Origin of the sequence: Desulfonispora thiosulfatigenes DSM 11270 (assembly GCF_900176035.1) — a bacterium.
Lineage (GTDB): Bacteria > Bacillota > Peptococcia > Peptococcales > Desulfonisporaceae > Desulfonispora > Desulfonispora thiosulfatigenes.
Genome location: NZ_FWWT01000022.1, coordinates 209,550 through 232,591 on the forward strand (window position 1 = coordinate 209,550; position 23,042 = coordinate 232,591).

General features: G+C 31.6%; 23 protein-coding genes, 1 tRNA gene, 1 pseudogene and 1 riboswitch. Of the genes and pseudogenes, 23 read left to right on the forward strand and 2 right to left on the reverse strand.

All coding sequences use genetic code 11. The annotated features are described in order from the left end of the window. Nucleotides 1-15 precede the first annotated feature (15 nt). The 20 genes from spoIVA to B8965_RS09970 all read left to right on the forward strand — a co-directional run bounded on the left by spoIVA (nucleotide 16) and on the right by B8965_RS09970 (nucleotide 18,312). Complete coding sequence (gene spoIVA, locus B8965_RS09880; protein WP_084054032.1) at nucleotides 16-1,536, forward strand: stage IV sporulation protein A; 1,521 nt, start codon at nucleotides 16-18, stop codon at nucleotides 1,534-1,536. Nucleotides 1,537-1,691: 155 nt separating this feature from the next. Next, the gene (locus tag B8965_RS09885; protein ID WP_084054033.1) at nucleotides 1,692-2,159 is read left to right on the forward strand and encodes an ACT domain-containing protein; all 468 of its coding nucleotides are present in this window, start codon (nucleotides 1,692-1,694) and stop codon (nucleotides 2,157-2,159) included. Nucleotides 2,160-2,169: 10 nt separating this feature from the next. Beyond that, entirely contained in the window at nucleotides 2,170-3,456 is a 1,287-nt protein-coding gene (locus B8965_RS09890) for a homoserine dehydrogenase (protein WP_084054034.1), read from the forward strand. A 17-nt stretch (nucleotides 3,457-3,473) separates the two neighbouring features. Then, complete coding sequence (gene thrB / locus B8965_RS09895) at nucleotides 3,474-4,364, forward strand: homoserine kinase (RefSeq protein ID WP_084054035.1); 891 nt, start codon at nucleotides 3,474-3,476, stop codon at nucleotides 4,362-4,364. Nucleotides 4,365-4,388: 24 nt separating this feature from the next. Continuing rightward, complete coding sequence (locus B8965_RS09900) at nucleotides 4,389-5,609, forward strand: aspartate kinase (protein ID WP_084054036.1); 1,221 nt, start codon at nucleotides 4,389-4,391, stop codon at nucleotides 5,607-5,609. A gap of 363 nt (nucleotides 5,610-5,972) precedes the next feature. Further along, entirely contained in the window at nucleotides 5,973-6,674 is a 702-nt protein-coding gene (locus tag B8965_RS12975; RefSeq protein WP_084054037.1) for a YeeE/YedE thiosulfate transporter family protein, read from the forward strand. Nucleotides 6,675-6,732: 58 nt separating this feature from the next. Continuing rightward, complete coding sequence (locus B8965_RS12980; protein ID WP_084054038.1) at nucleotides 6,733-7,260, forward strand: YeeE/YedE thiosulfate transporter family protein; 528 nt, start codon at nucleotides 6,733-6,735, stop codon at nucleotides 7,258-7,260. 214 nt (nucleotides 7,261-7,474) lie between these two features. After that, nucleotides 7,475-8,203, forward strand: a complete 729-nt coding sequence (locus B8965_RS09915) for an N-acetylmuramoyl-L-alanine amidase family protein (RefSeq protein ID WP_159446326.1) — start codon at nucleotides 7,475-7,477, stop codon at nucleotides 8,201-8,203. Nucleotides 8,204-8,315: 112 nt separating this feature from the next. Further along, nucleotides 8,316-8,633 carry a hypothetical protein gene (locus tag B8965_RS09920; RefSeq protein ID WP_084054040.1) on the forward strand — a complete coding sequence of 106 codons (318 nt, stop codon included), beginning with the start codon at nucleotides 8,316-8,318 and terminating at the stop codon, nucleotides 8,631-8,633. A 15-nt stretch (nucleotides 8,634-8,648) separates the two neighbouring features. After that, a complete protein-coding gene (locus B8965_RS09925) occupies nucleotides 8,649-8,918 on the forward strand; it encodes a YlmC/YmxH family sporulation protein (RefSeq protein ID WP_084054041.1) in 270 nt (89 codons plus the stop codon). Nucleotides 8,919-8,984: 66 nt separating this feature from the next. After that, nucleotides 8,985-9,170: riboswitch (Lysine riboswitch) on the forward strand. Nucleotides 9,171-9,288: 118 nt separating this feature from the next. Beyond that, nucleotides 9,289-10,089: a 4-hydroxy-tetrahydrodipicolinate reductase gene (gene dapB / locus B8965_RS09930; RefSeq protein ID WP_200805910.1), complete on the forward strand. Its 801-nt coding sequence runs from the start codon at nucleotides 9,289-9,291 to the stop codon at nucleotides 10,087-10,089. A 69-nt stretch (nucleotides 10,090-10,158) separates the two neighbouring features. Then, nucleotides 10,159-11,094 carry a dipicolinate synthase subunit DpsA gene (gene dpsA, locus B8965_RS09935; RefSeq protein ID WP_084054042.1) on the forward strand — a complete coding sequence of 312 codons (936 nt, stop codon included), beginning with the start codon at nucleotides 10,159-10,161 and terminating at the stop codon, nucleotides 11,092-11,094. Further along, nucleotides 11,078-11,659 carry a dipicolinate synthase subunit B gene (locus B8965_RS09940; protein ID WP_084054043.1) on the forward strand — a complete coding sequence of 194 codons (582 nt, stop codon included), beginning with the start codon at nucleotides 11,078-11,080 and terminating at the stop codon, nucleotides 11,657-11,659. The genes dpsA and B8965_RS09940 overlap by 17 nt, the downstream gene beginning before the upstream one ends. A gap of 45 nt (nucleotides 11,660-11,704) precedes the next feature. Continuing rightward, complete coding sequence (locus tag B8965_RS09945) at nucleotides 11,705-12,715, forward strand: aspartate-semialdehyde dehydrogenase (RefSeq protein WP_084054044.1); 1,011 nt, start codon at nucleotides 11,705-11,707, stop codon at nucleotides 12,713-12,715. 13 nt (nucleotides 12,716-12,728) lie between these two features. After that, the gene (gene dapG / locus B8965_RS09950; RefSeq protein ID WP_084054045.1) at nucleotides 12,729-13,952 is read left to right on the forward strand and encodes an aspartate kinase; all 1,224 of its coding nucleotides are present in this window, start codon (nucleotides 12,729-12,731) and stop codon (nucleotides 13,950-13,952) included. Nucleotides 13,953-13,961: 9 nt separating this feature from the next. Next, nucleotides 13,962-14,843, forward strand: a complete 882-nt coding sequence (dapA, locus tag B8965_RS09955; protein ID WP_084054046.1) for a 4-hydroxy-tetrahydrodipicolinate synthase — start codon at nucleotides 13,962-13,964, stop codon at nucleotides 14,841-14,843. 191 nt (nucleotides 14,844-15,034) lie between these two features. Continuing rightward, complete coding sequence (locus tag B8965_RS12810) at nucleotides 15,035-15,796, forward strand: NAD-binding protein (RefSeq protein WP_242941977.1); 762 nt, start codon at nucleotides 15,035-15,037, stop codon at nucleotides 15,794-15,796. A 26-nt stretch (nucleotides 15,797-15,822) separates the two neighbouring features. After that, nucleotides 15,823-16,389 (forward strand): NAD-binding protein, encoded by a 567-nt coding sequence (locus B8965_RS12815; protein WP_242941978.1) that lies wholly within the window; start codon nucleotides 15,823-15,825, stop codon nucleotides 16,387-16,389. 13 nt (nucleotides 16,390-16,402) lie between these two features. After that, the gene (locus tag B8965_RS09965) at nucleotides 16,403-17,848 is read left to right on the forward strand and encodes a TrkH family potassium uptake protein (RefSeq protein ID WP_084054047.1); all 1,446 of its coding nucleotides are present in this window, start codon (nucleotides 16,403-16,405) and stop codon (nucleotides 17,846-17,848) included. A 20-nt stretch (nucleotides 17,849-17,868) separates the two neighbouring features. Then, nucleotides 17,869-18,312: a Fur family transcriptional regulator gene (locus B8965_RS09970; RefSeq protein WP_084054048.1), complete on the forward strand. Its 444-nt coding sequence runs from the start codon at nucleotides 17,869-17,871 to the stop codon at nucleotides 18,310-18,312. A 12-nt stretch (nucleotides 18,313-18,324) separates the two neighbouring features. Here the strand turns inward: B8965_RS09970 and B8965_RS12640 are convergent, their stop codons facing one another. Beyond that, on the reverse strand, nucleotides 18,325-19,254 hold the full coding sequence (locus B8965_RS12640) for a hypothetical protein (protein ID WP_084054049.1): 930 nt from the start codon (nucleotides 19,252-19,254) through the stop codon (nucleotides 18,325-18,327). A 160-nt stretch (nucleotides 19,255-19,414) separates the two neighbouring features. Here B8965_RS12640 and B8965_RS09980 point away from each other — a divergent pair, with 160 nt between their 5' ends. Further along, nucleotides 19,415-21,031, forward strand: coding sequence for a DAK2 domain-containing protein (locus B8965_RS09980; protein ID WP_084054050.1), 1,617 nt, complete (start codon nucleotides 19,415-19,417; stop codon nucleotides 21,029-21,031). A 34-nt stretch (nucleotides 21,032-21,065) separates the two neighbouring features. Then, nucleotides 21,066-21,527 carry a tRNA (uridine(34)/cytosine(34)/5-carboxymethylaminomethyluridine(34)-2'-O)-methyltransferase TrmL gene (gene trmL / locus B8965_RS09985; RefSeq protein WP_084054051.1) on the forward strand — a complete coding sequence of 154 codons (462 nt, stop codon included), beginning with the start codon at nucleotides 21,066-21,068 and terminating at the stop codon, nucleotides 21,525-21,527. 33 nt (nucleotides 21,528-21,560) lie between these two features. Here the strand turns inward: trmL and B8965_RS09990 are convergent. Then, a tRNA-Arg gene (locus B8965_RS09990) sits at nucleotides 21,561-21,635 on the reverse strand. 150 nt (nucleotides 21,636-21,785) lie between these two features. Between B8965_RS09990 and B8965_RS09995 the strand changes: the two are divergent. Then, a pseudogene (locus B8965_RS09995) lies at nucleotides 21,786-23,031 on the forward strand (adenosylhomocysteinase). Nucleotides 23,032-23,042: the final 11 nt, after the last annotated feature.

Consider the following 23,042-nt stretch of genomic DNA (forward strand, 5'->3'; position numbering starts at 1 on the left):
GGGGGTAGATTAATAATGAACTATGATAAAGTAGAAAAACTAGAAGAACTTGAGGACTTTGAAAATTACACAATTTTTGAGGACATTGCAAATCGAACAGGTGGTAATATCTATGTTTCAGCTGTAGGACCTGTTCGCACAGGTAAATCAACCTTTATCAAAAAGTTTATGGATTTAATAGTATTACCAGCAATAGAGGATAAATATGACAAAGAAAGAACTATTGACTCTTTACCACAAAGTGGAGCTGGAAAAACTATTATGACAACTGAACCTAAATTTGTTCCAGATGAAGCTGTACAATTACAAATTAGAGATGGAATTAATGTTAAAGTAAGATTAGTTGATTGTGTTGGTTATTCAGTTGAGGGAGCTCTTGGTTATGAAGAAGCTGATGGACCAAGAATGGTACGAACTCCATGGGCAGAGGATCCAGTACCCTTTCATGAAGCTGCTGAAATTGGTACAAGAAAAGTAATAACTGACCATTCTACTATAGGTCTTGTAATTACAGCTGATGGAAGTTTTAATGATATTCCAAGAGAAAATTATATTGATTCTGAACAAAGGGTAGTATCAGAGTTAAAAGAATTAAACAAACCATTTATAGTTTTATTAAATACGATTAATCCTGAAGATCAAGAAACTTTAGAACTTGCAGAAAGTTTAGAAAAGAATTATGATGTACCAGTTATACCAATGAACATTGCACAAATGGAAGAAGAAGAGCTAATGAGAGTTATGGAAGAAGTTCTTTTTGAATTCCCAGTTGCGGAAGTAAACATTAGTTTACCAAAATGGATAGAAGAACTTGAAAATGAGCATTGGTTAAGAGCTCAATTTGAGGATGCAGTACATAGCACAATTAGTGAAGTTAAAAGATTAAGGGATATTGATAATGCAATTGAATGTTTAGCTGCTTATGATTTTGTAAATGATGTTGTAATTGATAATATGGATATGGGTACAGGGATAGCTCATATAAAAATGTCTGCAGAAGATAGTTTATTTTACAGAGTTTATAAAGAGATAACTGGTGAAGAAGTTGCAGGTTTACATGATATTATTAACTTAACAAAAGTTTATGTAGATACTAAAAGAGAATATGATAAAGTTGAAAGTGCTTTATTAGATGTAAAAGAAACTGGTTATGGAATGGTTGCTCCAACATTAAGTGAAATGAGTTTAGAAGAACCTGAATTATTTAAGAAATCAGGAAACTTTGGAGTAAAATTAAAAGCTAGTGCACCAACTTTACACATAATTAGGTCTGATATAACTACTGAAATTACTCCTATGATGGGATCAGAAAAACAATGTGAAGATTTAGTTAGATATTTATTAGAAAAATTTGAAGAAAACCCAACTTTAATGTGGAACTATGATATTTTTGGAAAATCACTTCATGATTTAGTAAATGAAAACATTCAAGGCAAATTACAGAAAATGCCTGAAAATGTGCAGCGTAAATTACAAGAAGCACTTAAACGTGTTGTAAATGATGGTAGTGGTGGGCTAATTTGTATTATAATCTAATCGGTCGTTTGACCGATTTTTTTTTCCTAATAAAAACAGCTAAAAAACCACTTTTAAATAAAGGTGGTTTTTTAGTTGATATATAATATATAATCTTGACAAAGGAATAAAACATATGATAATGTCTACCCTATAAGGAAATTAATCCGCAATGGATGGACAGAGGTGGTGCAAATGTTTATAACAGAAAAAAAAAATTTTATATCGTCAGTAAAGAAATTTTACCGGAAGCAATAATTAAAACAGCAAAGGTTAAAGAAGTTCTCGCCCAAAAAAAAGCGGAAACTGTAAATGAAGCTGTTTTGATGGTTGGTTTAAGTAGAAGTGCATTTTATAAATACAGGGATGGAGTTTTTCCTTTTTACGAAGCAAGTAAGGAAAGAATAGTTACAATAATGGTTATTATGAATCACACTTCTGGCGTTTTATCTACTTGTTTAAATGTAATAGCAGAAACTAAAGGAAGTGTATTAACCATTAATCAAGGAATACCATTACAAGATGTTGCTTATGTATCTATTTCAATTGAAACAGCAGGTATGGATATAAATATCGAAGAGCTAATTGATGCGCTAAATAATATATCAGGCATTAAAAAAGTTGAAATTGTTGGACAAAGCTAGGAGGGAAAAAATGAGTAAAATCATTAAAGTAGGTTTATTAGGATTAGGAACAGTTGGAACTGGGGTATATAAATTATTAGAAAAGCAAAAAGAAAAGCTATTATTAAAATCAGGAACTAATATAGAAATAAAAAAAATACTGGTTAAAAATAAAGATAAGGAAAGACCAGTAGATAAATCAATGTTAACTGATGATTGGCAGGAGATTATTAATGATCCGGAAATTCAAATAATAGTAGAATTGATGGGTGGCATGGAGCCTGCGAAAGGTTACATAGTTGAAGCATTACAAAAAGGCAAACATGTTGTTACGGCTAATAAAGATTTAATGGCCGAATATGGCCAAGAGTTTTTTGCTGAAGCAGAGAGTCAAAATGTAGATTTAGCCTTTGAAGCAAGTGTTGGTGGTGGAATACCAATAATTAGACCTTTAAAACAATGTTTAGTAGGTAATGACTTAACCGAAATTTTTGGGATTATAAACGGTACAACAAATTTCATCTTAACGAAAATGACTAATGAAGACGTTGAATTTGGCGATGTTTTAAAAGAGGCACAAGAATTAGGATACGCAGAAGCCGATCCAACAGCAGATGTAGAAGGTTATGATGCTGCTAGAAAACTTGCAATTTTATCTTCTTTAGCATTTCATTCAAGAGTAACTTTTAAGGATGTTTTTGTAGAAGGTATAACTAAGATTTCTTCAAAAGATATTGAATATGCTAAAGAACTTGGTTATGTAATTAAACTTATCGCAATCGGTAAAAACACAGAAGATGGAATAGAAGTTCGTGTACATCCAACACTTATTCCAAATAATCAACCTCTTGCTGCTGTTAATGATTCTTTTAACGCTGTATTTGTAAAAGGTGATGCAATAGGAGAAGCAATGTTTTATGGTCCGGGGGCAGGTGAATTACCAACTGCTAGTGCAGTAGTGGGAGATATTATTGATGTTGCTCGTAATATTGTCAACAATTGTACAAATAGAATAAATTGTACATGCTATGATAAAATTTCTATTATGCCAAAAGATGAAATTAAAACAAGATACTATATCAGATTACAAGTACAAGACGAATCTGGAGTTTTTGCTAGTATTTCAAGTGTACTTGGAAATCAAAAAGTTAGCTTAGCATCGGTTATTCAAAAACAAATTAATGAAAAAAATGAAGCAGAAATAGTAATTATTACTCACGTAGTTAAAGAAAAACAATTAATGGAAGCCTTAAAACTTATTTCAGAATTACCTATTGTTTCAGAAGTTTCATCTGTAATAAGAGTTGAAGATATTTAATTTATATGGGGGCAAATATGATTTTAAAGATTCCAGCCACAAGTGCTAATTTAGGTCCAGGGTTTGACTGTATAGGGATGGCTTTAGATTTATATAATTTTGTTGAATTTCATGAGTTGAATGAAGGAATGCTTGAAATAATAGTTGAAAAGGAAGGTAGTACTGAACTACCTACTGATCATAATAATTTACTATTTAAAGCTTATAAATCAGTGTTTGAATATCTAAATAAGCCAGTTATGGGAATACATCTAAAATTAATTAATAATATTCCTTTATCAAGAGGTTTAGGTAGTAGTGCAGCAGCAGTAGTAGGTGGAGTTTTAGTTGCTAATAAGATATTAGGCGAACCACTAACTAAAGAAGAATTATTAAAACTAGCGGTAAAAATTGAAGGTCATCCTGATAATGTTGCCCCTGCTTTATTTGGGGGCATAGTTCTTTCTGGTTCAAATGGTGATCAAGTTTTTTATCGAAAAATTTCACCAGGGGTTATGTTAAAATGTTCAGTTTTAATACCTGATTTTCATTTATCGACTAAAAAAGCAAGGTCAGTATTACCTAAAATGATTTCATTACAAGATGCTATCTTTAATGTTGGCAGAATGGGTTTATTGGTAGATGCACTTCACAGTGAAAATTATGAGATGCTAAATATAGCTATCGAAGATAAATTACATCAACCTTATAGAAGTAAATTAATTCCTGGTTTAGATGATATCTTCAAATTAGCCAAAGAGTTAAACTTATTAGGTGTTAGTATTAGCGGAGCAGGACCTACAGTTATCGTTTTTCATAAAGACGGTGATCAAGATAAAGTTAAAAAACTACAAGAGGTTTTCAAAAATTATAATATTGATTCGAATCTAGTGCATTTAAACCCTATTGAGCAGGGAGTAGTGGAATAGATTTAGGTGGAGGTAATAGTGTAAATGGCACTTATTGTACAAAAATTCGGAGGAAGTTCTGTAGCTGATGTTAGTAAAATTCAAAATATCGCACAAAAAATATCTAAATTTTACTCAGATAATAATAAAATTGTTGTAGTAGTATCTGCAATGGGAGATTCTACAGATATATTACTTGAGATGGCAAATGAAATTAATTCACATCCATCATCACGTGAAATGGACATGCTCCTATCTACTGGTGAGCAGGTTTCTATAGCATTACTTGCAATGGCCTTAGATGCTATTAATATACCTGTTATTTCTTTTACAGGGTCTCAAGTTGGTATCATCACTGATAATATCCATTGTAAAGCTAGGATAAATAAAATTGTAACAGATAAAATAACATGTGCGCTAGATGAAAATAAAGTAGTTATAGTTGCTGGTTTTCAAGGAAGAACTATCGAAAATGAAATCACTACTTTAGGAAGAGGTGGATCTGATACAACTGCCGTTGCCTTAGCTACCTCCTTAAATGCAGATTTATGTGAAATTTATACTGATGTAGACGGTGTTTATACAACTGATCCTAGAATAGTAAAAGAAGCTGTAAAACTAAACGAAATAACTTATGACGAAATGTTAGAACTAGCTAGTTTAGGTGCTGGTGTCCTACATCCTCGTTCAGTAGAATTAGCAAAATTATATAATGTACCATTATCAGTGCGTTCAAGTTTTTCAAATGAGGAGGGTACAAAAGTAGTGAATACCACATTATTAGAAAAAGAAATAGTAGTTACGGGAGTTACTAGAGATTTAAACGTTGCAAAAATTGGATTATTTGATGTTCCAGATATACCAGGGATAGCAAGCAAGATTTTTAATTTTTTAGCTAATGAGCATATAAATGTAGATATGATTGTTCAAAGTGCTATGCGTAATGATTTAAATGATATTGCATTTACCATACCTAAAGATGACTTGAATAAAGCTTTAGAAATTATAAATAGAATCAAAGATGATATAAAGATTTCAGAAGTAGTTTATGCTGATGATGTAGCAAAAGTATCTATTGTTGGGGCAGGTATGATTACATCTCCAGGCGTAGCTGCAAAAATGTTTAAGATACTAGCAGATAATAACGTAAACCTAAAAATGATAAGTACTTCAGAAATAAAAGTATCGTGTATAGTTGATGCAGATCAGGCTGATAAATCGGTACAATTGTTACATGAAAGTTTTAATTTAGCAAATTTAAAATAAGATATTTAGGTTAACCTCACATTCCTGATTAAGCTGTGGTGTGCTGTTAAGCTTAATTCGTGATGTCGCTTAAGTTGGTAGAGTACACGTCTAAGTTATTTAATATAACTTAGACGTGTTTTTTTGTCTATTATATGGCGAGTGTTAAAAGAGTAACTGTAAACAAATTTAAATCAATACAAATAACAGCAATACCTTATAGTAATTATAAACTATAACTTAATAACTATAATAAATAGTAGATAATTTTCTGAATTAAATACACTAATGTGTCAATGAGCTAAAAACGTTATATAATTGCAATATGAGGATAATCAAATATATAAATTAGAAAAATAATTTAAACGAGTAGGAGGTGAAAAAATGGCAGAAACAAGAATAATAAATGAAAAAGGACAAGATGTTAAAGAAACCGTAAAACCTAAAGCAACTGTAGCCCAAAAGAAAAAAACAAGTCAATTTACTTATGGGATAATCCTTTTTGCCTTTATGATAGGAGCAGGAGTTTACCTAACTAATTACTCATCAAAACATATTATTATATGGGGTTTAGGTATTTTCGCTGGTTTTGTTTTACAAAGAGCAAATTTTGGTTTTACTGCTGCTTTAAGAGATCCTGCTATGATTGGTAGTACAGTTTTACTTAAGGCTGTTATAATTGCAATTGCCGTAGCCACAGTAGGTTTTGCTTACCTACAGTATAGTGCAGTTTCACAAGGATTACCTTTACCAGGTAAAGTATCCCCTGTTGGATTCCATGTTGCTATTGGAGGTTTTGTCTTTGGAATAGGGATGGTTTTAGCTGGTGGTTGTGCTTCAGGTTCTCTAACTAAAATAGGAGATGGATTTTTAACGTCAATAGTTGTATTAATCTTCTTTATAGTTGGGTCTTTATTAGGAGTTAGAAATTATGACTGGTGGGAAAGTACTTTCATGCCAGAAAAGGGAATATTCTTACCAGATGTTTTTGGTTGGATCCCAGCATTACTACTTCAATTTGGTATGTTATTACTAGCTTATTTAGTTGCAAATTGGTATGGTAATAAAAATTCAAGAGGATTATAAGAAAATTTACGTGAAGATAATATTTTGGATAATTTTGTCGAAGTAGGAGGTGATTTGTTTGAATATTCAAGAAAATACATATTACAAAAAAGTTTTTAAAAAATCATGGTCCTTTACAAACGCAGCTATCTTACTAGGTCTTATTAATGTTAGTATGTTAGCATTTACTGGTAAACCATGGGGAGTAACAACATCGTTTACTTATTGGGGAGCTTGGATAATGCAAGCCTTTGGCGGTCATCCGGAAAAATGGTATTTCTTTCAAAAGAAAATTGATGCTCTAAATGGAGGCTTCTTTAATGATTTACATTCTTTATCGAATGTAGGTATAATTTTAGGTGCTCTATTAGCAACTTTACTGGCATCTAGGTTTAGAGTTAAAAAAATTGTTTCATTCCACCAACTCATTCCAGGAATAATTGGTGGTCTTTTGATGGGGTATGGAGCCAGGATTTCTTTTGGTTGTAATATAGGAGCTTTATTTAGTGGGGTTGCTTCTATGTCTGTACATGGTTGGATGTATTGGGTATTTATTCTGATTGGCGCTAGTGTAGGTGGAATAATACTAGAAAAATACTTTATGTAAGATATTATTATGAACTTTTAAAATCTATAGACAAGAAGAAACGCAGATAATTTTTAGAAAATTAAAATTTATCTGCGTTTCTTTATGTAAATAATAGGATTTACTCAACTTAGAAATTACTAAAACACCGATATGAACAGGAACATTTTCATGATATTAACATATTTTATATAAATGATCGAAAAAAATATCTTCAACTAAAGGAGGAATCCATTTGAAAATATGTTTAGATCCTGGTCATGGAGGTAAAGATAGATGGAATACAGGGCCTTTTGGTTATGTGGAAGCTGATGGGGTACTAGATATTGCCCTGGCTGCAGGAAAAATTCTGGAACAATATGTAGAAGTAATATATACAAGAAAACAAGATACAAATTTACCTTGGGAAAATACTAGCTGGCGCGACTTAAGGGCAAGGGCAAACTTTGCCAATGAGCAAAAGTGCGATTATTATATTTCTATTCATACAAATGCAGCAAGTCCTTTGTCTGAAGGTACAGAAACTTATTGTTTACAAATGGGTGGACAAGGAGAAAAGTTAGCTAAAGAAATTCAAAAAAATTTAGTAACTGATTTAGGTTTAAAAGATAGGGGAGTAAAAGAAGGAAATTTTGCCGTATTACGTTTAACTGATATGCCTGCAGTGTTAACGGAAGTAGCTTTTCATTCAAATCCAAAAGAAGCTCAGTTATTAATGGATACAGATTTTAAAAATAAAGCAGGAAGTGCTATTGCAAAAGGTGTATTAAACTTTCTTAATATTCCATTTGAAAGACAAGAAATTGAAAAGCCTTGGCAGCAAAAAACAGGAGAAGATGCTATTGATGAACTAGCAAAAAGTGGTATAATAGCAAATTCGAAATTATGGAAAGACAAAGATTTAATAAACACCCCTACACCCTTGTGGTTGTTTTTTGAAGTTGTTAACAGAATAAAAAGTTAAATGGTAAAAAGGTGTGAGATTAATTTATCTCACACCTTTTTTTGTTTATATTTTATATGACATCCTAGCATAAAACCATGCAATTTTTCATAGTATTTAGGGAGGTGGAGACATGTACAAAATTATTATATTTGTTATTTTTTTAATATTGTTATTTATTGCCCTTAAAGTAAAGACTAGACTAAATATGAAAAGAAAAAACCTCCCAGAGCCCATAAGTAGCCCTTTAGCTGAAGCACTTAAACAACTAATTGGTATAGCCGGAGGAATCTATTTATCTTTAATAATGTTTATTTCTTTTTTAGCTATTGATATTCCAACTAAAGTAAAAATACTAAATATTAATATGGATCCATTAGCTTTATGCTCACTTTTATTAGCAATATTACAACCAATTGTTTATAACCTTTTAATCTTAAAAAATAAATAATTACTGGAGGTTTATATGAAATTAAGTGAATTAGTAGGCAAACAAATTGTAAATATCTTTGATGGGGCTAGACTTGGAACAATTGGCGAATCAGATTTAATTATACATACAGAAAGCGGGGAAATAGACTCAATTATTGTTCCTAATAGAGAAAATATTTTTAGTATGTGGCTAGATAAATCAAACTTGACAATTCCTTGGCAATCAGTAAAAAAAATTGGGCGAGAGGTTATCATAGTAGAACTTGATCGGAGTCATTCAAGTTCTAGAGATTACTCTATGTAAGAAACTTGAATAATATATTTATGTATGTTATACTGACACCAATTTAATAATAACCTCATCTCGAGTAGATGAGGTAGAGGTGCAAAAATTAAAAGTATTACTAGGGAGGTATTAGGATACCTGTGAACTAGTAAAAAAGGAATTTTTGCCGAAGTCTAATAGATTCCTAAATTATTAGGCTGGGTCTGTACTTAAGAGGTACAGGACTGTCATCTATAGTTACCCGACCTTAGATGGAGTGCTATCTCAGTAATGGATATGATGGGGAATCTTGTTGGCTAATAGCCAAAGGGTTTTTTCCCTTTGGTTTTTTTATTATTCTTTTAAGCCTTAATATACTTGTATTCACGGGACAAAAGGGGGAAAAATCGTGAGCATAATTAAAGTAGCGGTAATGGGTGCTTGTGGTAAAATGGGAAGATTTATCAGTACAGGCGTAGTTAATGACCCTGAGCTAGAATTAGTAGCCGCTTTTGATGTTATAAATGAAGGAATGAATTTAGGTGCATTAATAGGTATTTCAAATATTGATGTTACAATTGATACAGACCTTACTAAAATGTTAAACGAAAAAAAGATAGATGTAATTATCGATTTTACAAATGCAAAAGCTTTAATGAAAAATATATCTGAGATTATAGAAAAGAAAATAAGCGTAGTTATTGGTACAACTGGTTTAAATGAAGATGATATTAATAAAATTAATCAATTAGCAATGAATAATAGTTCAGGTGTTTTCTTAGCACCTAATTTTGCAATTGGTGCAGTATTAATGATGAAATATGCTCAAGATGCAGCAAAATATTTTCCACATGTTGAAATAATAGAGCTCCATCATAACCAAAAACTAGATGCACCATCTGGAACAGCTATAAAAACACTAGAGCAGATAGCAAAAGTAAGAAGGCCTTTTACTCAAGGGGCAGAGGATGAATTCGAAAAAATTGAAGGTTCCAGAGGTGGTGACTATGAAGGGATAAGGATTCATAGTGTAAGATTACCAGGATATGTAGCTCATCAAGAAGTAATCTTTGGAGGGCTTGGACAAACTTTAACATTAAGACATGATTCGATCTCAAGGGAGTCTTTTATACCTGGTGTTATGTTAGCAGTTAAAAAAGTTAGAACATGGCAAGGTTTGGTTTATGGATTAGAAAATATTTTAGAATAAAAACCTGCATGCACCCATTTTGACTTTCCCACATATATTATCTTAGCAAAAGCAAAGGGAGGTTTTGGAATGGGTGGTGCTTTAGCAGGAAGAAAGATAGCCCTTATAGGTGGCGATGAAAGAGAATTATATTTATTAGAAGATTTGGTGAAAAAAAACCTACAAGTTAATGCAGTTGGGTTTGATAAAATGGTGCAAACATCTAACCTCAGATTGTTTGATGATGTAAAGGAAGCAATAAAGGATGTAGGCGCTATCATTTTACCCATGACAGGAATGAATAGCGAAGGTTTTGTAAAAGCAAACTTTTCCATAAATAAAATACAAATCACAGAAAAAAATCTAATGGATATCCCAAGCCATATTCCAATTTTTATTGGAATAGCAAATGAATTTCTAAAAAATCTAGCACATAAATATAATTTAAAGGTTGTAGAAACAGCTAAAATAGAGGAAATTGCAATTTTAAATTCTATTCCTACTGCTGAAGGTGCTATACAAGTGGCGATGGAGGAGTCTCCTATCACTATTCATGGTAGCAACGCTGTAGTGATAGGTTTTGGTAATTGTGGCAAAACTTTAGCTAGAACTTTAGATGCTCTAGGAGCTAAAACAACTGTATTAGCAAGGAAAAAAAGGGATATAGCTAGAATTATTGAAATGGGTTATACTCCAGCAGAGTATGATGATATGAATGAGGTAATAGCAAGCGCAGAGTTTATTTTTAACACTATACCTGTTTTTATCCTTGATAAAGATAGATTATCAGTTGTTAACCAAGACTGTCTAATAGTAGATATCGCTTCTAATCCTGGGGGTACAGATTTTAAGGTAGCAGAGGAATTAGGTATAAAGGCGACGTTAGCTCTAGGTTTACCTGGAAAAGTCGCACCTAAAACTGCTGGATTGATTCTTTCTAAAGTGATACCTAAACTAATCCAAAGTGAAACCTCCCGTCCCGAAATAAATAAGGTGGGAGGGATAAATAATGAAGCTAAAAGGTAAAAAAATTGGATTTGCAGTAACTGGATCACATTGTACTCTTAGTGAAACCTTACCTCAAATAGAAAAATTAAAAGCCGAAGGTGCTGAAGTATTTGTTATTTTTTCTGAATCAGTATTAACAACAAGTACTAGATTTGGAACTAAAGAATATTGGTATGAACAGTATCAAAATTCATCCGGAAATTCAATCATATCAACTATATCAGAAGCTGAACCAATTGGACCAAAGAACTATCTAGATTGCATAATTATTGCCCCATGTACTGGAAATACTCTTGGTAAATTAGCAAATGGAATAACAGATAGTTCAGTAGTAATGGCAGCAAAAGCAGGTCTTCGTAATTTGAAACCAGTTGTAATTGCTATTTCAACTAATGATGGTTTAGCTAATTCAGCAAAAAATCTTGGTGTTCTTTTAAACACTAAAAATATTTATTTTGTACCATTTAGGCAAGATGATCCACATGATAAGCCAAATTCACTTGTAGCTAATATGGATAAAGTAGTCGATTCTATAGTAGCTGCAATAGAAGGAAAACAATTACAACCAATTATTGATAATTAGTTTATAATTTTCTTTCTGTTATATAAAATTAAGGAGGAGTTATAAGTGAAAAAAGTAAATATAGCTATAGTTGGAGCAACTGGAGCAGTAGGCCAAGAAATATTAAAGGTTATGACTGAAAGAAATTTTCCTTATAAGAGTTTAAAATTATTAGCTAGTAAAAGATCAGCTGGTCAAAAGATAACTTATAATGGTGAAGTTTATGAAGTAGAAGAAACAACTGAAAAATCATTTGACGATGTAGATATTGCTTTATTTGCAGGGGGTCCGGCTAGTAGAGCTTATGGAAGAATAGCTCAATCAAAAGGTGTTATAGTAATAGATAATAGCAGTACCTTTAGATTAGAACCAGATGTTCCTTTAGTAGTGCCTGAAGTTAACCCAGAAGCTCTAAAGGATCATAAAGGTTTAATTGCAAGTCCTAATTGCTCAACGATTATTATGGCAGTAGCTTTAAATCCAATTTATCGCTTTAGTAAGATTAATAGAGTTATTGTTTCAACATATCAGGCAGTTTCTGGTGCAGGTAGAGAAGGAATAGACGAACTTAGTATTCAAAGCAAGCAGGTTTTAGATGGAAGTCCTATTAAACCTGATAAATTTGCTCATCAGATTGCTTTTAACTTAATTCCACATATTGATTCTTGGGTAGAGGAAAATTATACAAAAGAAGAAATGAAAATGGTATATGAAACTCATAAGATTTTCGATGATAAAGAGATGGCGATTACTGCGACTACTGTACGCGTACCAGTTTTTCGTAGTCACTCTGAATCAGTATATATTGAAACTGAAGAAAATATACCTGTAGAAAAGGTAAAAGAACTATTAAGCAGTAGCAAAGGAATAGTAGTTAAAGATGAACCACAGGAAAATTCTTATCCTATGCCTGCTGATACTTCAGATACTGATGATATTTATGTTGGTAGAATTCGTAAAGATTTATATATTAAAAATGGACTTAATTTATGGATAGCAGGAGATCAAATACGTAAAGGAGCAGCTACTAACACTGTTCAGATCGCTGAAGAATTATTAAAAAATAATCTCGTGTGATGGGGTGTGATTAATGAAATTAATCGTCCAAAAATTTGGGGGAACTTCTGTTTCTACTAAAGAAAATAGAGATTTAGTTGCTAAAAAGATAACTTCAGCTAAACAAGAAGGATATGGTGTGATAGTTGTTGTCTCTGCAATGGGACGAAAAGGAGATCCTTATGCTACAGATACTTTAATGAGTTTTGTAAGAAATAATAGTAGTGAAGAAGTTAACCCTAGAGAACTTGATCTTCTCTTAAGTTGTGGGGAAGTTATTTCTGCGGTGCTATTATCGGAAGTCTTAAAAACTAAAGGTCATGAAGCGATAGTATTAAATGGAGCTCAGGCAGGGATTATTACTGATGATAGTTTTAATAATGCTAAAATTTTAAAGGTTAAACCAGAAAAAATTTATAATTATCTAAATGATAATAAAATAGTTATTGTAACTGGATTTCAGGGTGTTACAGAAGATGGCGAAATGACAACTTTAGGTAGAGGCGGTAGTGATACTACCGCTGCAGCGTTAGGAGTAGCTGTGGATGCCGAATTCGTTGATATCTATACTGATGTTGATGGAATTAAAACAGCAGATCCCCGAATTGTCAAAGATGCAAAAACATTGGATGTGATTACTTATACTGAAATTTGCAATTTAGCCCATGAAGGAGCAAGAGTTATTCATCCAAGAGCTGTGCAAATAGCCATGCAAAAAGATATTCCTTTAAGGATTAAATGCACCTTTTCAGATAATCCAGGTACATTGGTTAATAATTTAGGAAAAAGGTCTAATACTGTTGAGATCTTTGGAGATAGAATAATTACAGGAATAGCTCATGTAGCTAATGTAACACAACTTAAAATTTCTATCGATAATCAAGATAGGGATAAAAACACTCAACTATCTTTATTTAATACTTTAGCAAGTAATAGAATAAGTGTAGATTTCATTAATATAAATCCAGATAGAATTATATTTACTGTACAAGAGAATCAAACTAAGAATGCTATTAAGTTAATAGAGAATTTAGGTATAAAGGTAAATGCCTTAGTAGGATGTGCTAAAATTTCTTCAATCGGTGCAAATATGGCTGGTGTTCCTGGGGTTATGGCAAGTATAGTGGATTCCCTGACAAATGAAGATATCGAAATATTGCAAACCGCTGATTCTCATACAACAATTTGGTGTTTGGTTCATGGCAAAGATATGGAAAATGCTGTAATAGCATTGCATAATAAATTTAAATTAAGTTAGGGGGTGGGGATGTTGGTATTTGGTTCAGTTTTAACAGCAATGATAACGCCTTTTGATGAAAACTTAGAAGTAGATTATACTAAAGCAAGTGAACTTGCTGTAAGTTTAATCGAAAATGGTAGTGATGGAGTTGTTGTTGCAGGTACAACAGGTGAATCTCCAACATTATCCTTTGAAGAAAAAGTTAAGCTATTTGAGGCAGTTAAGAAAGCTGTAGGTAATAAGGGGCAAGTAATTGCAGGTACAGGAAGTAATAGTACAAGAGATAGTATTTTATTAACAGAGGCTGCTGAAAAAGCGGGGGTTGATGGAGTAATGTTAGTAGCACCTTATTATAATAAACCTCCACAAAGCGCTTTATATAAACACTTTGAAGCTATTGCAAATAAGACTAAATTACCTATTCTCCTTTATAATGTACCAGGCAGATCATCAGTTAATATGTCTCCAGAATTAATTGCATCTTTAGCAAAGATGCAAAACATAGTTGCTATAAAAGAAGCATCAGGTAGTATGGATCAAGCAAGTGAAATTAAAAGATTAGTGTCATCTGATTTTTTAATTTATAGTGGAGATGATTCTTTAACCTTACCTTTAATAGCTCTAGGGGGTCATGGAGTAGTTAGTGTTGCAAGTCATGTTGCAGGTACACAGATTAAAGAAATGATTGCTAGTTTTAAAGGTGGTAATGTACAGAAAGCTCAGGAGCTACATGTAAAGCTCTTTCCATTATTTAAAGCTATGTTTATAACTACTAACCCGATACCTGTAAAGGCTGCAGTTAATTTAATGGGTAAAAATGTAGGTAGTTTACGTTTACCTTTAGAAGATGCTAGTGACGAACATAAAGATTTAATTTCTTTAGAAATGAATAAATTAGGAATATTATAAAAGTTCTTAAAAAGGCTGTTACTTAATAGTAACAGTCTCTTTGCGTAAAATTGTTTTTTTAACACAATATTACTGATCGAAGAGATGATTAGCAATAAATTAGTATTACCATTGCCGAAAAAAAGTTAAATTGACTCTTAATATTTAAAGTGTTAGGATTATAATCATATTTTTAAGTTGTAAGCTGGAGGATGATGAAAGTGCGTGTGGTTATTATTGGAGCTGGAAAAGTCGGCTATAATATAGCAGAAATATTATCTTTAGAAAATCATGATATTATCGTGATTGAAAAGGATGAAGAACGATATAAAATTGTCCAGGAGAACTTAGATGTAAAGGTTATTAATGGATCTGGGTCAAGTACAGCTGTTCTTTTAGAAGCTGAAATATTTGAGACGGATTTATTAGTTTCGGTTACTCAAAGTGATGAATTAAATATGATTGCGTGTATGTTAGCCAAGCAATATGGAGTTCCTAAAACCATCTCTAGAGTTAGAAATCCAGAATATGCTGAAGGTAATAAATTAACTAATAGTTTAACATTAGGGATAGATCTTATAATTAATCCTGAAAAGGTAACTGCACTTGAAATAATGCAATTAATAGAGGTGCCTGAAGCAATTGATGTTGAGTACTTTGCAGAAGGTAAACTTCAATTTTTAGAGTTAGTTATAGATAAAAAATCACCAGTCGTAGGAAAAGCTTTAAAAAATATAGATTTTGTATATAGATGTGTAATAATTGGAATTTCTAGAAAAGGGAAAATGATTATTCCACGAGGAAATGATAAAATTTTAGAAAAAGATATAATTTTTGTTTTAGCAAAAACTAAAGACATGATTCATATTGAAAAGGCTATCGGTAAAAAAAGAAGTAAAATAAAAAGCGTTATGATTTTAGGTGGAAGTCGCATAGCCTATTATTTAGCGAAAAGTTTAGAAAAGAAAAAATAGGTGTTAAAATAGTTGAAAAGGATCATGTGCGTTGCAAAGAACTAGCTAGAGATTTAAATACGTCTATGGTTTTACATGGTGATGGTACAGATTTAGACCTTTTAGAAGAAGAAGGAGCAGGACAAGTTGATTTATTTGTTTCTCTAACTGATGATGATAAGTTAAATTTACTCGTGTGTTTAATAGCAAAACATCTAGGTGTTAAAAAAACAATAGCTCAAATAAGGCGTTCTGATTATTTACCTTTAATTGAAAGCGTAGGAATTGATATAGCAGTAAGTCCTAGATTATTAACTGCAGCTGCTATTTTAAGGTTTATTAGAAGGGGAGATATTGTTTCTGTTTCTTTTCTTGGAGGAGCAAAAGCAGAAATGATTGAATTAAACATTCAAGAAAAGTCCAAAATAGCAAATAAGACTTTACAAGAACTACCTTTTCCTCGAGAAGCAATAATCGGAGCTATTGTAAGAGATGGGGAAGAAATAATCCCAAAAGGTAGCGATTATTTACTACCTAAAGATAGGGTGATTATTTTTACGTTGCCTAGGGCAGTAACAAAGGTAGAGGCATTTTTTCAAAAGTATAATTTTTAAGTGAGGGAATAAGATGAAGTTAAGGTTAGTTTTTTCTACTTTAGGCATAATTGTTATAATTATCGGTTTAAGCATGCTTTTACCTCTAGCCTGGGCAATTTATTATGGTAGTCACGATATTTATGCCTTTTTGATTTCCTCTACTACTGCTTTAATTGTGGGTTTTACTTTATATAAGGTTTTTAAGACTCAAGATGTTTTTAGGTACAAAGAAGGATTTGCAGTTGTTTCATTAGCCTGGATCTTTGCAACTATTTTTGGTTCACTACCTTATCTTTTATCGGGAACCTTTGATAATTTTGCAGATGCAATTTTTGAAACAATGTCTGGTTTTACAACTACAGGGGCTACAGTAATTTCCAACATTGAAATTTTACCCCATGGTATATTAGTTTGGCGTAGTTTAACACATTGGCTAGGCGGCATGGGTATCGTTGTACTATTTGTTGCTTTATTATCTTCTATAGGCACTAGTGGAATGCAAATGTTTAAAGCAGAAGCCCCAGGACCTGTTAAGGAAAAATTAAAACCTCGAATAAGTGAATCGGCAAAAATGCTCTGGTATATTTATGTCGCTTTAACTGGAGCTAATTTCTTGTTATTATGGATTTTTGGAATGAGTTTTTTCGATGCTATGTGTCATGCTTTTTCGACTGTAGCTACAGGAGGATTTTCAAATCATAACACAAGTATTGGTTTCTATGATAGTTATGCTATCCACTTTATAAGTACTCTTTTTATGTTTTTAGCAGGTACTAATTTTACCCTTTATTATTTAGCTTTACATAATAATGACTATAAAATATTTTGGAAAAGTGAAGAATTCAGATTGTATTTAACAATAATTTTAGGTGCTATCATAATTATTTTTGGAGATTTATTTATCCATAATTATGGAAATCCCTTTAAGATACTTGATGATGCAAGTTTACAAGTTGTATCTATTATTACTACAACAGGGTTTGTATCAGCTGATTTTGATCAATGGCCGGGGTTATCAAAGAGTATTATTTTCACCTTACTGTTTATTGGTGGTTGTGCAGGTTCTACCTCAGGCGGTATAAAGGTATGGAGAATCTTAGTTTTATTAAAGCATACTCATCTTGAACTAAAAAGAGCTATACATCCTAGACTTATATCACCTCTTAAAATACAAGAAAAAATTGTTCCTGATGAAGTTTTAATTAAAATTCTACAGTTTTTCTTTATTTACATGTTTATATTTATTATTTCAACTGTAATTATCTCAAGTTTCGGTTACGAATTAATTGATTCTATGTCATCTGTCATTGCAACACTTGGAAATACAGGACCTGGTTTAAATAAGTTTGGACCAACTCAAAACTTTTTGCATGCCCCAGCAGCTGCAAAGTTTTTATTTTCTTTTTTAATGTTACTTGGTAGACTAGAATTATATACTGTGCTTGTATTATTTAGTCCAGTATTTTGGAAAAAATAATAATATAATTAGGTGAATATATGAAACACATTGATGATATACAAAAAGAATTAAAGGCTAAGGATTATAAAATGACGCCACAGAGAAAGATAATAATAGACTTTTTTCTAAAACATCCTGAAAAACATTTAAGCGCAGAAGATGTTTTTTTAGAAGTCAAAAAAATAAACCCAGATATTGGTTTAGCGACCGTATATAGAACTTTAGAGTTATTAGCTGATTTAGAAATCTTAAAAAAAATGAATTTTGATGATGGTAAATTTAGGTATGAATTTAGTAATGAAGAAGAGCATCATCACTTAATATGTTTGGGTTGTGATGAAGTAATAGAGTTTGAAAATGAAGTTTTAGAAAGTTTAGCTAATGTAATTGCACAAAAGCACGGATTCAAAGTTGTTGATCATCAATTAAAATTTTATGGTTACTGCAAAAATTGTACCCAAAAAGGCAAGGATTATATTTAATGCCCTGCCTTTTTAATTAGTTAACTTAACTTTAGCTAATAGCAGATAGGAGTCCTGATTTAAAGTGTTTAAATTACATTCCCACTCGAAACCTTTATTTAACCAAAATATTAACTTTTGTTCTAAATCCTTTTTAAGATATCCAATCAAATTACCTTGATAGTTAATGACAAATACATTATTATGTATTTTTTTAAGGTATACTGATTTTGGAATATTATTTATAAAGTCTAGTTTATTAGCAGGGTAAAAGGTAGTTTTAAACCTTTTTAAAAAAATAGGTGGAATTTCGTTTAATTCCCCTGTAAAGCATTCAGGATGTAAATTAATTGTTGAAGGTTTTAAGGTTTGATATTCCATAGTAATTACATTTGTGGATATATCTATTTTTTTACCACATTTTAAGCAATAATCTTTATACTTTAAAGTGTTTTTATAAATACTTCTATCAACATCTGACCATTTATTCCAACTTTTCCACTCTGTTTTACAAAGTAATTTACGGTTTTCAAAATCAGCAAAAACCCATTTGAGAAGTCGGTGGAAACCAAAAGCAAACCTGGCATGTTTAACAAAATTTGATGGAAGTCCTAGCGAAATAACATACTGCTCAAAAGATTCTTCTACCTTATCTTGAAGGTCACCTTCAATCTTAGAGTTTTTCCATGGGTAACCTTTAAGGGTTAAGTGTTCTTTGAGATTATCAAATATGTAGCCTGGACATATTTCTATGGATTCCTTTTTTGTAACATTTAATTTATCAAAAGCTTTATCAACAATTTGAATAACATAATTTTGATATTCCTTAGTTTCAAAAAGTTTTGTTTGGTAGTATTCTAAAGGTATTATGTCAAAATAATATTCTTTAGTTTCAGTGTTATATATGCCTATACCAGTTCCACCAATAAGACTACCGCTACCGGCATCATCTATTTGAATCATTATGTCACCTCACTAATATTATTTGACTAATATTAAAATTTATTATAAAAAAGCAATTTTATATATAGAATATAATGGAAGATGATTTTCAGTTGTTTTTGACTTATTGTGAATAAAAACAGTATAATTAGATAAAGCATATAAGAAGGAGGCACTAGGGGTGACTAACATAAACATTGATGGTTGTATCCTCGGTACTATGATAATTACTGGTGCCAAGAAATTAGAAAAAGAAAAATCAAATATCGATGATTTAAATGTATTTCCAGTACCAGATGGTGATACGGGAACGAATATGTCTTTAACCCTATTATCTGCTGCTAAAGCCGTTAAAAAACTCCCGAGTGATGCTAAATTAGATGAAGTGGCAGAAGCAGTTGCATATGGAGCTTTAATGGGTGCTAGAGGCAATTCAGGAGTTATTTTATCACAGCTTTTAAGTGGTTTTGCAAAAGCTTTAAAAGGTCAGTCCCTGATGAATGCACAAATCTTAGCTGAAGCATTTTCTACAGGTGTAAAAGATGCCTATAAGGCTGTAGTAAAACCTATTGAAGGGACTATTTTAACTGTAGCAAGAGAAGCAAGTAATATGCTTAGTACTATAGTTAATGAAAACTTAACAATAGAGGAAGCCCTAAATGTATTTTTAAAAGCAGGGTATAATACTTTAGCGAAAACACCTGATATGTTACCAGTACTAAAACAAGCTGGAGTTGTTGATGCTGGGGGACAAGGACTATTAACTGCAATTGAAGGAATGCTATTTGGTTTAAGGGGAGAAGAAATAGATACAAAAGATACTATAAAAGGTTTTTTAACAGAAGATAATAATTATTCTGAAACTATAAATCACAAAGAAAATTTAGAATTTCCATATTGTACTGAATTTATTATTAAGGAAATTAAAACTGATTTTAATTATAATGAAACCAAAGAATTTCTTGTAAGCGTAGGGGATAGTGTAGTTTTAGTGGAGCAAGGAAACTTAATCAAGATACATGTGCACACTAACAATCCAGGTAAAGTTTTAGATTATGCTTTAGGCTTAGGAGCTCTTACTAATATAAAAATTGATAATATGAGTGAACAGGCCGAACATAAAAAGGTTGATATTCCACTACTGAAAATTGGGATTATAACTGTAAGTGTAGGCGAAGGAATAGATAATATTTTTAAAAGTCTAGGGGTAAATTATATTATTACTGGTGGGCAAACGATGAATCCTAGTACAGAAGACATTTTAGATGCTATTAATCAGGTAAATGCAGAGGAAATAATAATTTTACCTAATAATAAAAATATTGTTTTAGCTGCTGAACAAGCTGTAAAATTAAGCAAAAAACCTTCAAAAGTAGTATCCACAAAAAGCATACCCCAAGGTATAGCAGCTTTAATGGCATTTAATGGTGAGACTGATTTTGCTGAAAATATCAAAAAAATGCATGAAGCAATTTGTTATATTAAAACTGGTGAAGTCACTTATGCAATTAGGGATGCTATACAAGGAGATTTGCAAATTAAAAAAGACCAGATCATGGGTATTAAAGAAGGTAAAATTACGTATTTAAGTGAAAACCTCGATGATGTAGTAGAAAATATCATTAATCAATTAATTGAAGATGAAGAAGAATTAATAACTATCTATTACGGGGAAGAAGTATCTAAAGAACAGGCAGAAAAATTATTAGGCTATCTTTCAGTTAAATATGATCATATTGATTTTGAACTGCATTTTGGAGGTCAGCCACTTTATTATTATTTAATATCGGCAGAATAAAATCTTGAAAAAGCTTATTAAGGAGAGAACTAGTTTGTTTAATATTGTTTTAGTTGAACCCGAAATACCTTCAAACACAGGAAATATTGCTAGAACATGTGCTGTTACTGGATGCAATTTGCATTTAATCAAACCTTTGGGTTTTTTTATCGATGATAAATCACTAAAAAGAGCAGGCCTTGATTACTGGGATATGCTAAACGTAAAGGTATATGAAAATCTAGATCATTTTTTCAAGGAAAATGAGAATGGAAACTTTTATTTAGCTACGACAAAAGGAAGTAAAAACTATACTACTAAAAATTATAATAAAAATGATTATTTTATTTTTGGTAAAGAAACTAAAGGTTTGCCGGTGGATGTTTTAAAGAGATACCCAAATAATTGTATAAAGATACCTATGCTTGAAAATGAAAAGGCAAGGTCGTTAAATTTAGCAAATTCAGTAGCAGTCATTATTTATGAAGCTTTAAGACAAATCAATTTCGACATATAAAAAACTCCACTTTAAAAGTGGAGTTGTATTGTGTGGTACGCCCGATAGGAATCGAACCTACGCTTTTGGCTCCGGAGGCCAACGCTCTATCCACTGAGCTACGGGCGCCTAATTTCTTATATTAGTATACATTTACAATTTAATAATGTCAAAATTAATATTTTAGTTTAAAGAAATATAAACTGTGTTTTTAGGATAACAAAAAAATATTATTTGTTTTATAATATAATTTAAATACTAATTTCTTGGAGGTACCTAATGAAGAGTAAAATTAAAGATATTAATTTAGCGCCAAGTGGTCATAAAAAAATAAATTGGGTTAAAAGTCATATGCCAGTATTAAATTTAATTGAGAAACAATTTGAAAAAGACAAACCATTTCAAGGTAAAAAAGTAGTAATCTGCCTTCATTTAGAAGCAAAAACAGCTTATTTAGCAAAAGTAGTACAAGCAGGAGGAGCAGAGGTTACTGTAACTGCTAGTAATCCTTTATCAACGCAAGATGATGTTGTAGCTGCATTAGTTGATAGTGGAATAACTGCTTATGCGTGGCATGGTGCTACTGATGAAGAGTACTTTGCTCATATTGATTTAGCAGTAAATTCAAAACCTAATTTAATAATAGATGATGGAGGGGATATGGTAGCCTTATTTCATAAAAAATATCCCGAGTATCTAGAAAATATTATTGGTGGGTGTGAAGAAACTACTACTGGTATTGTAAGACTTAGATCTTTAGAAAAAGAAGGAGTACTTAAAGTTCCGATGATTGCTGTTAACGATGCTATGAGTAAATATTTATTTGATAATCGTTATGGAACCGGACAATCTGTATGGGATGGCATTATGAGAACTACAAATTTAGTTGTAGCAGGGAAATCCGTAGTAGTTATTGGTTATGGATGGTGTGGAAAAGGTGTAGCTATGAGAGCAAAAGGATTAGGGGCAAATGTTACAGTTTGTGAAATTGACCCAATTAAAGCTACTGAAGCAATCATGGATGGGTTTAGAGTAATGCCAGTAGAGCAGGCTTCAGAGATAGGAGACTTTTTCATAACAGTAACAGGAAATAAGAATGTGTTACGTGCAGAGCATTTTAGCAGCATGAAAGACAAAGCAATTTTAGCTAATGCAGGTCACTTTGATATTGAAATTTCTAAGCCTGATTTATGTGAGTTAGCAGAAAGAACAAATAATGCTAAACCTAATATAGAAGAATATATTCTAAAAGATAGGAAAAAGAATTTATTTATTAGCCGAAGGACGATTAGTTAATTTAGCTGCTGGTGATGGACATCCTGCTGAAATAATGGATATGACCTTTGCACTACAAGCACTATCTTTAGAATATATGTTAAATGATACTACGCTTACAGGCAAAGTATATAATGTTCCTGAAATAATTGATAAAAAGGTGGCAACTATTAAATTAAACTCATTAGGTGTAGAAATAGATGAATTAACAGAAGAACAGAATGTATATTTAAATAGTTGGCAGATTTAATCCTATTTAAG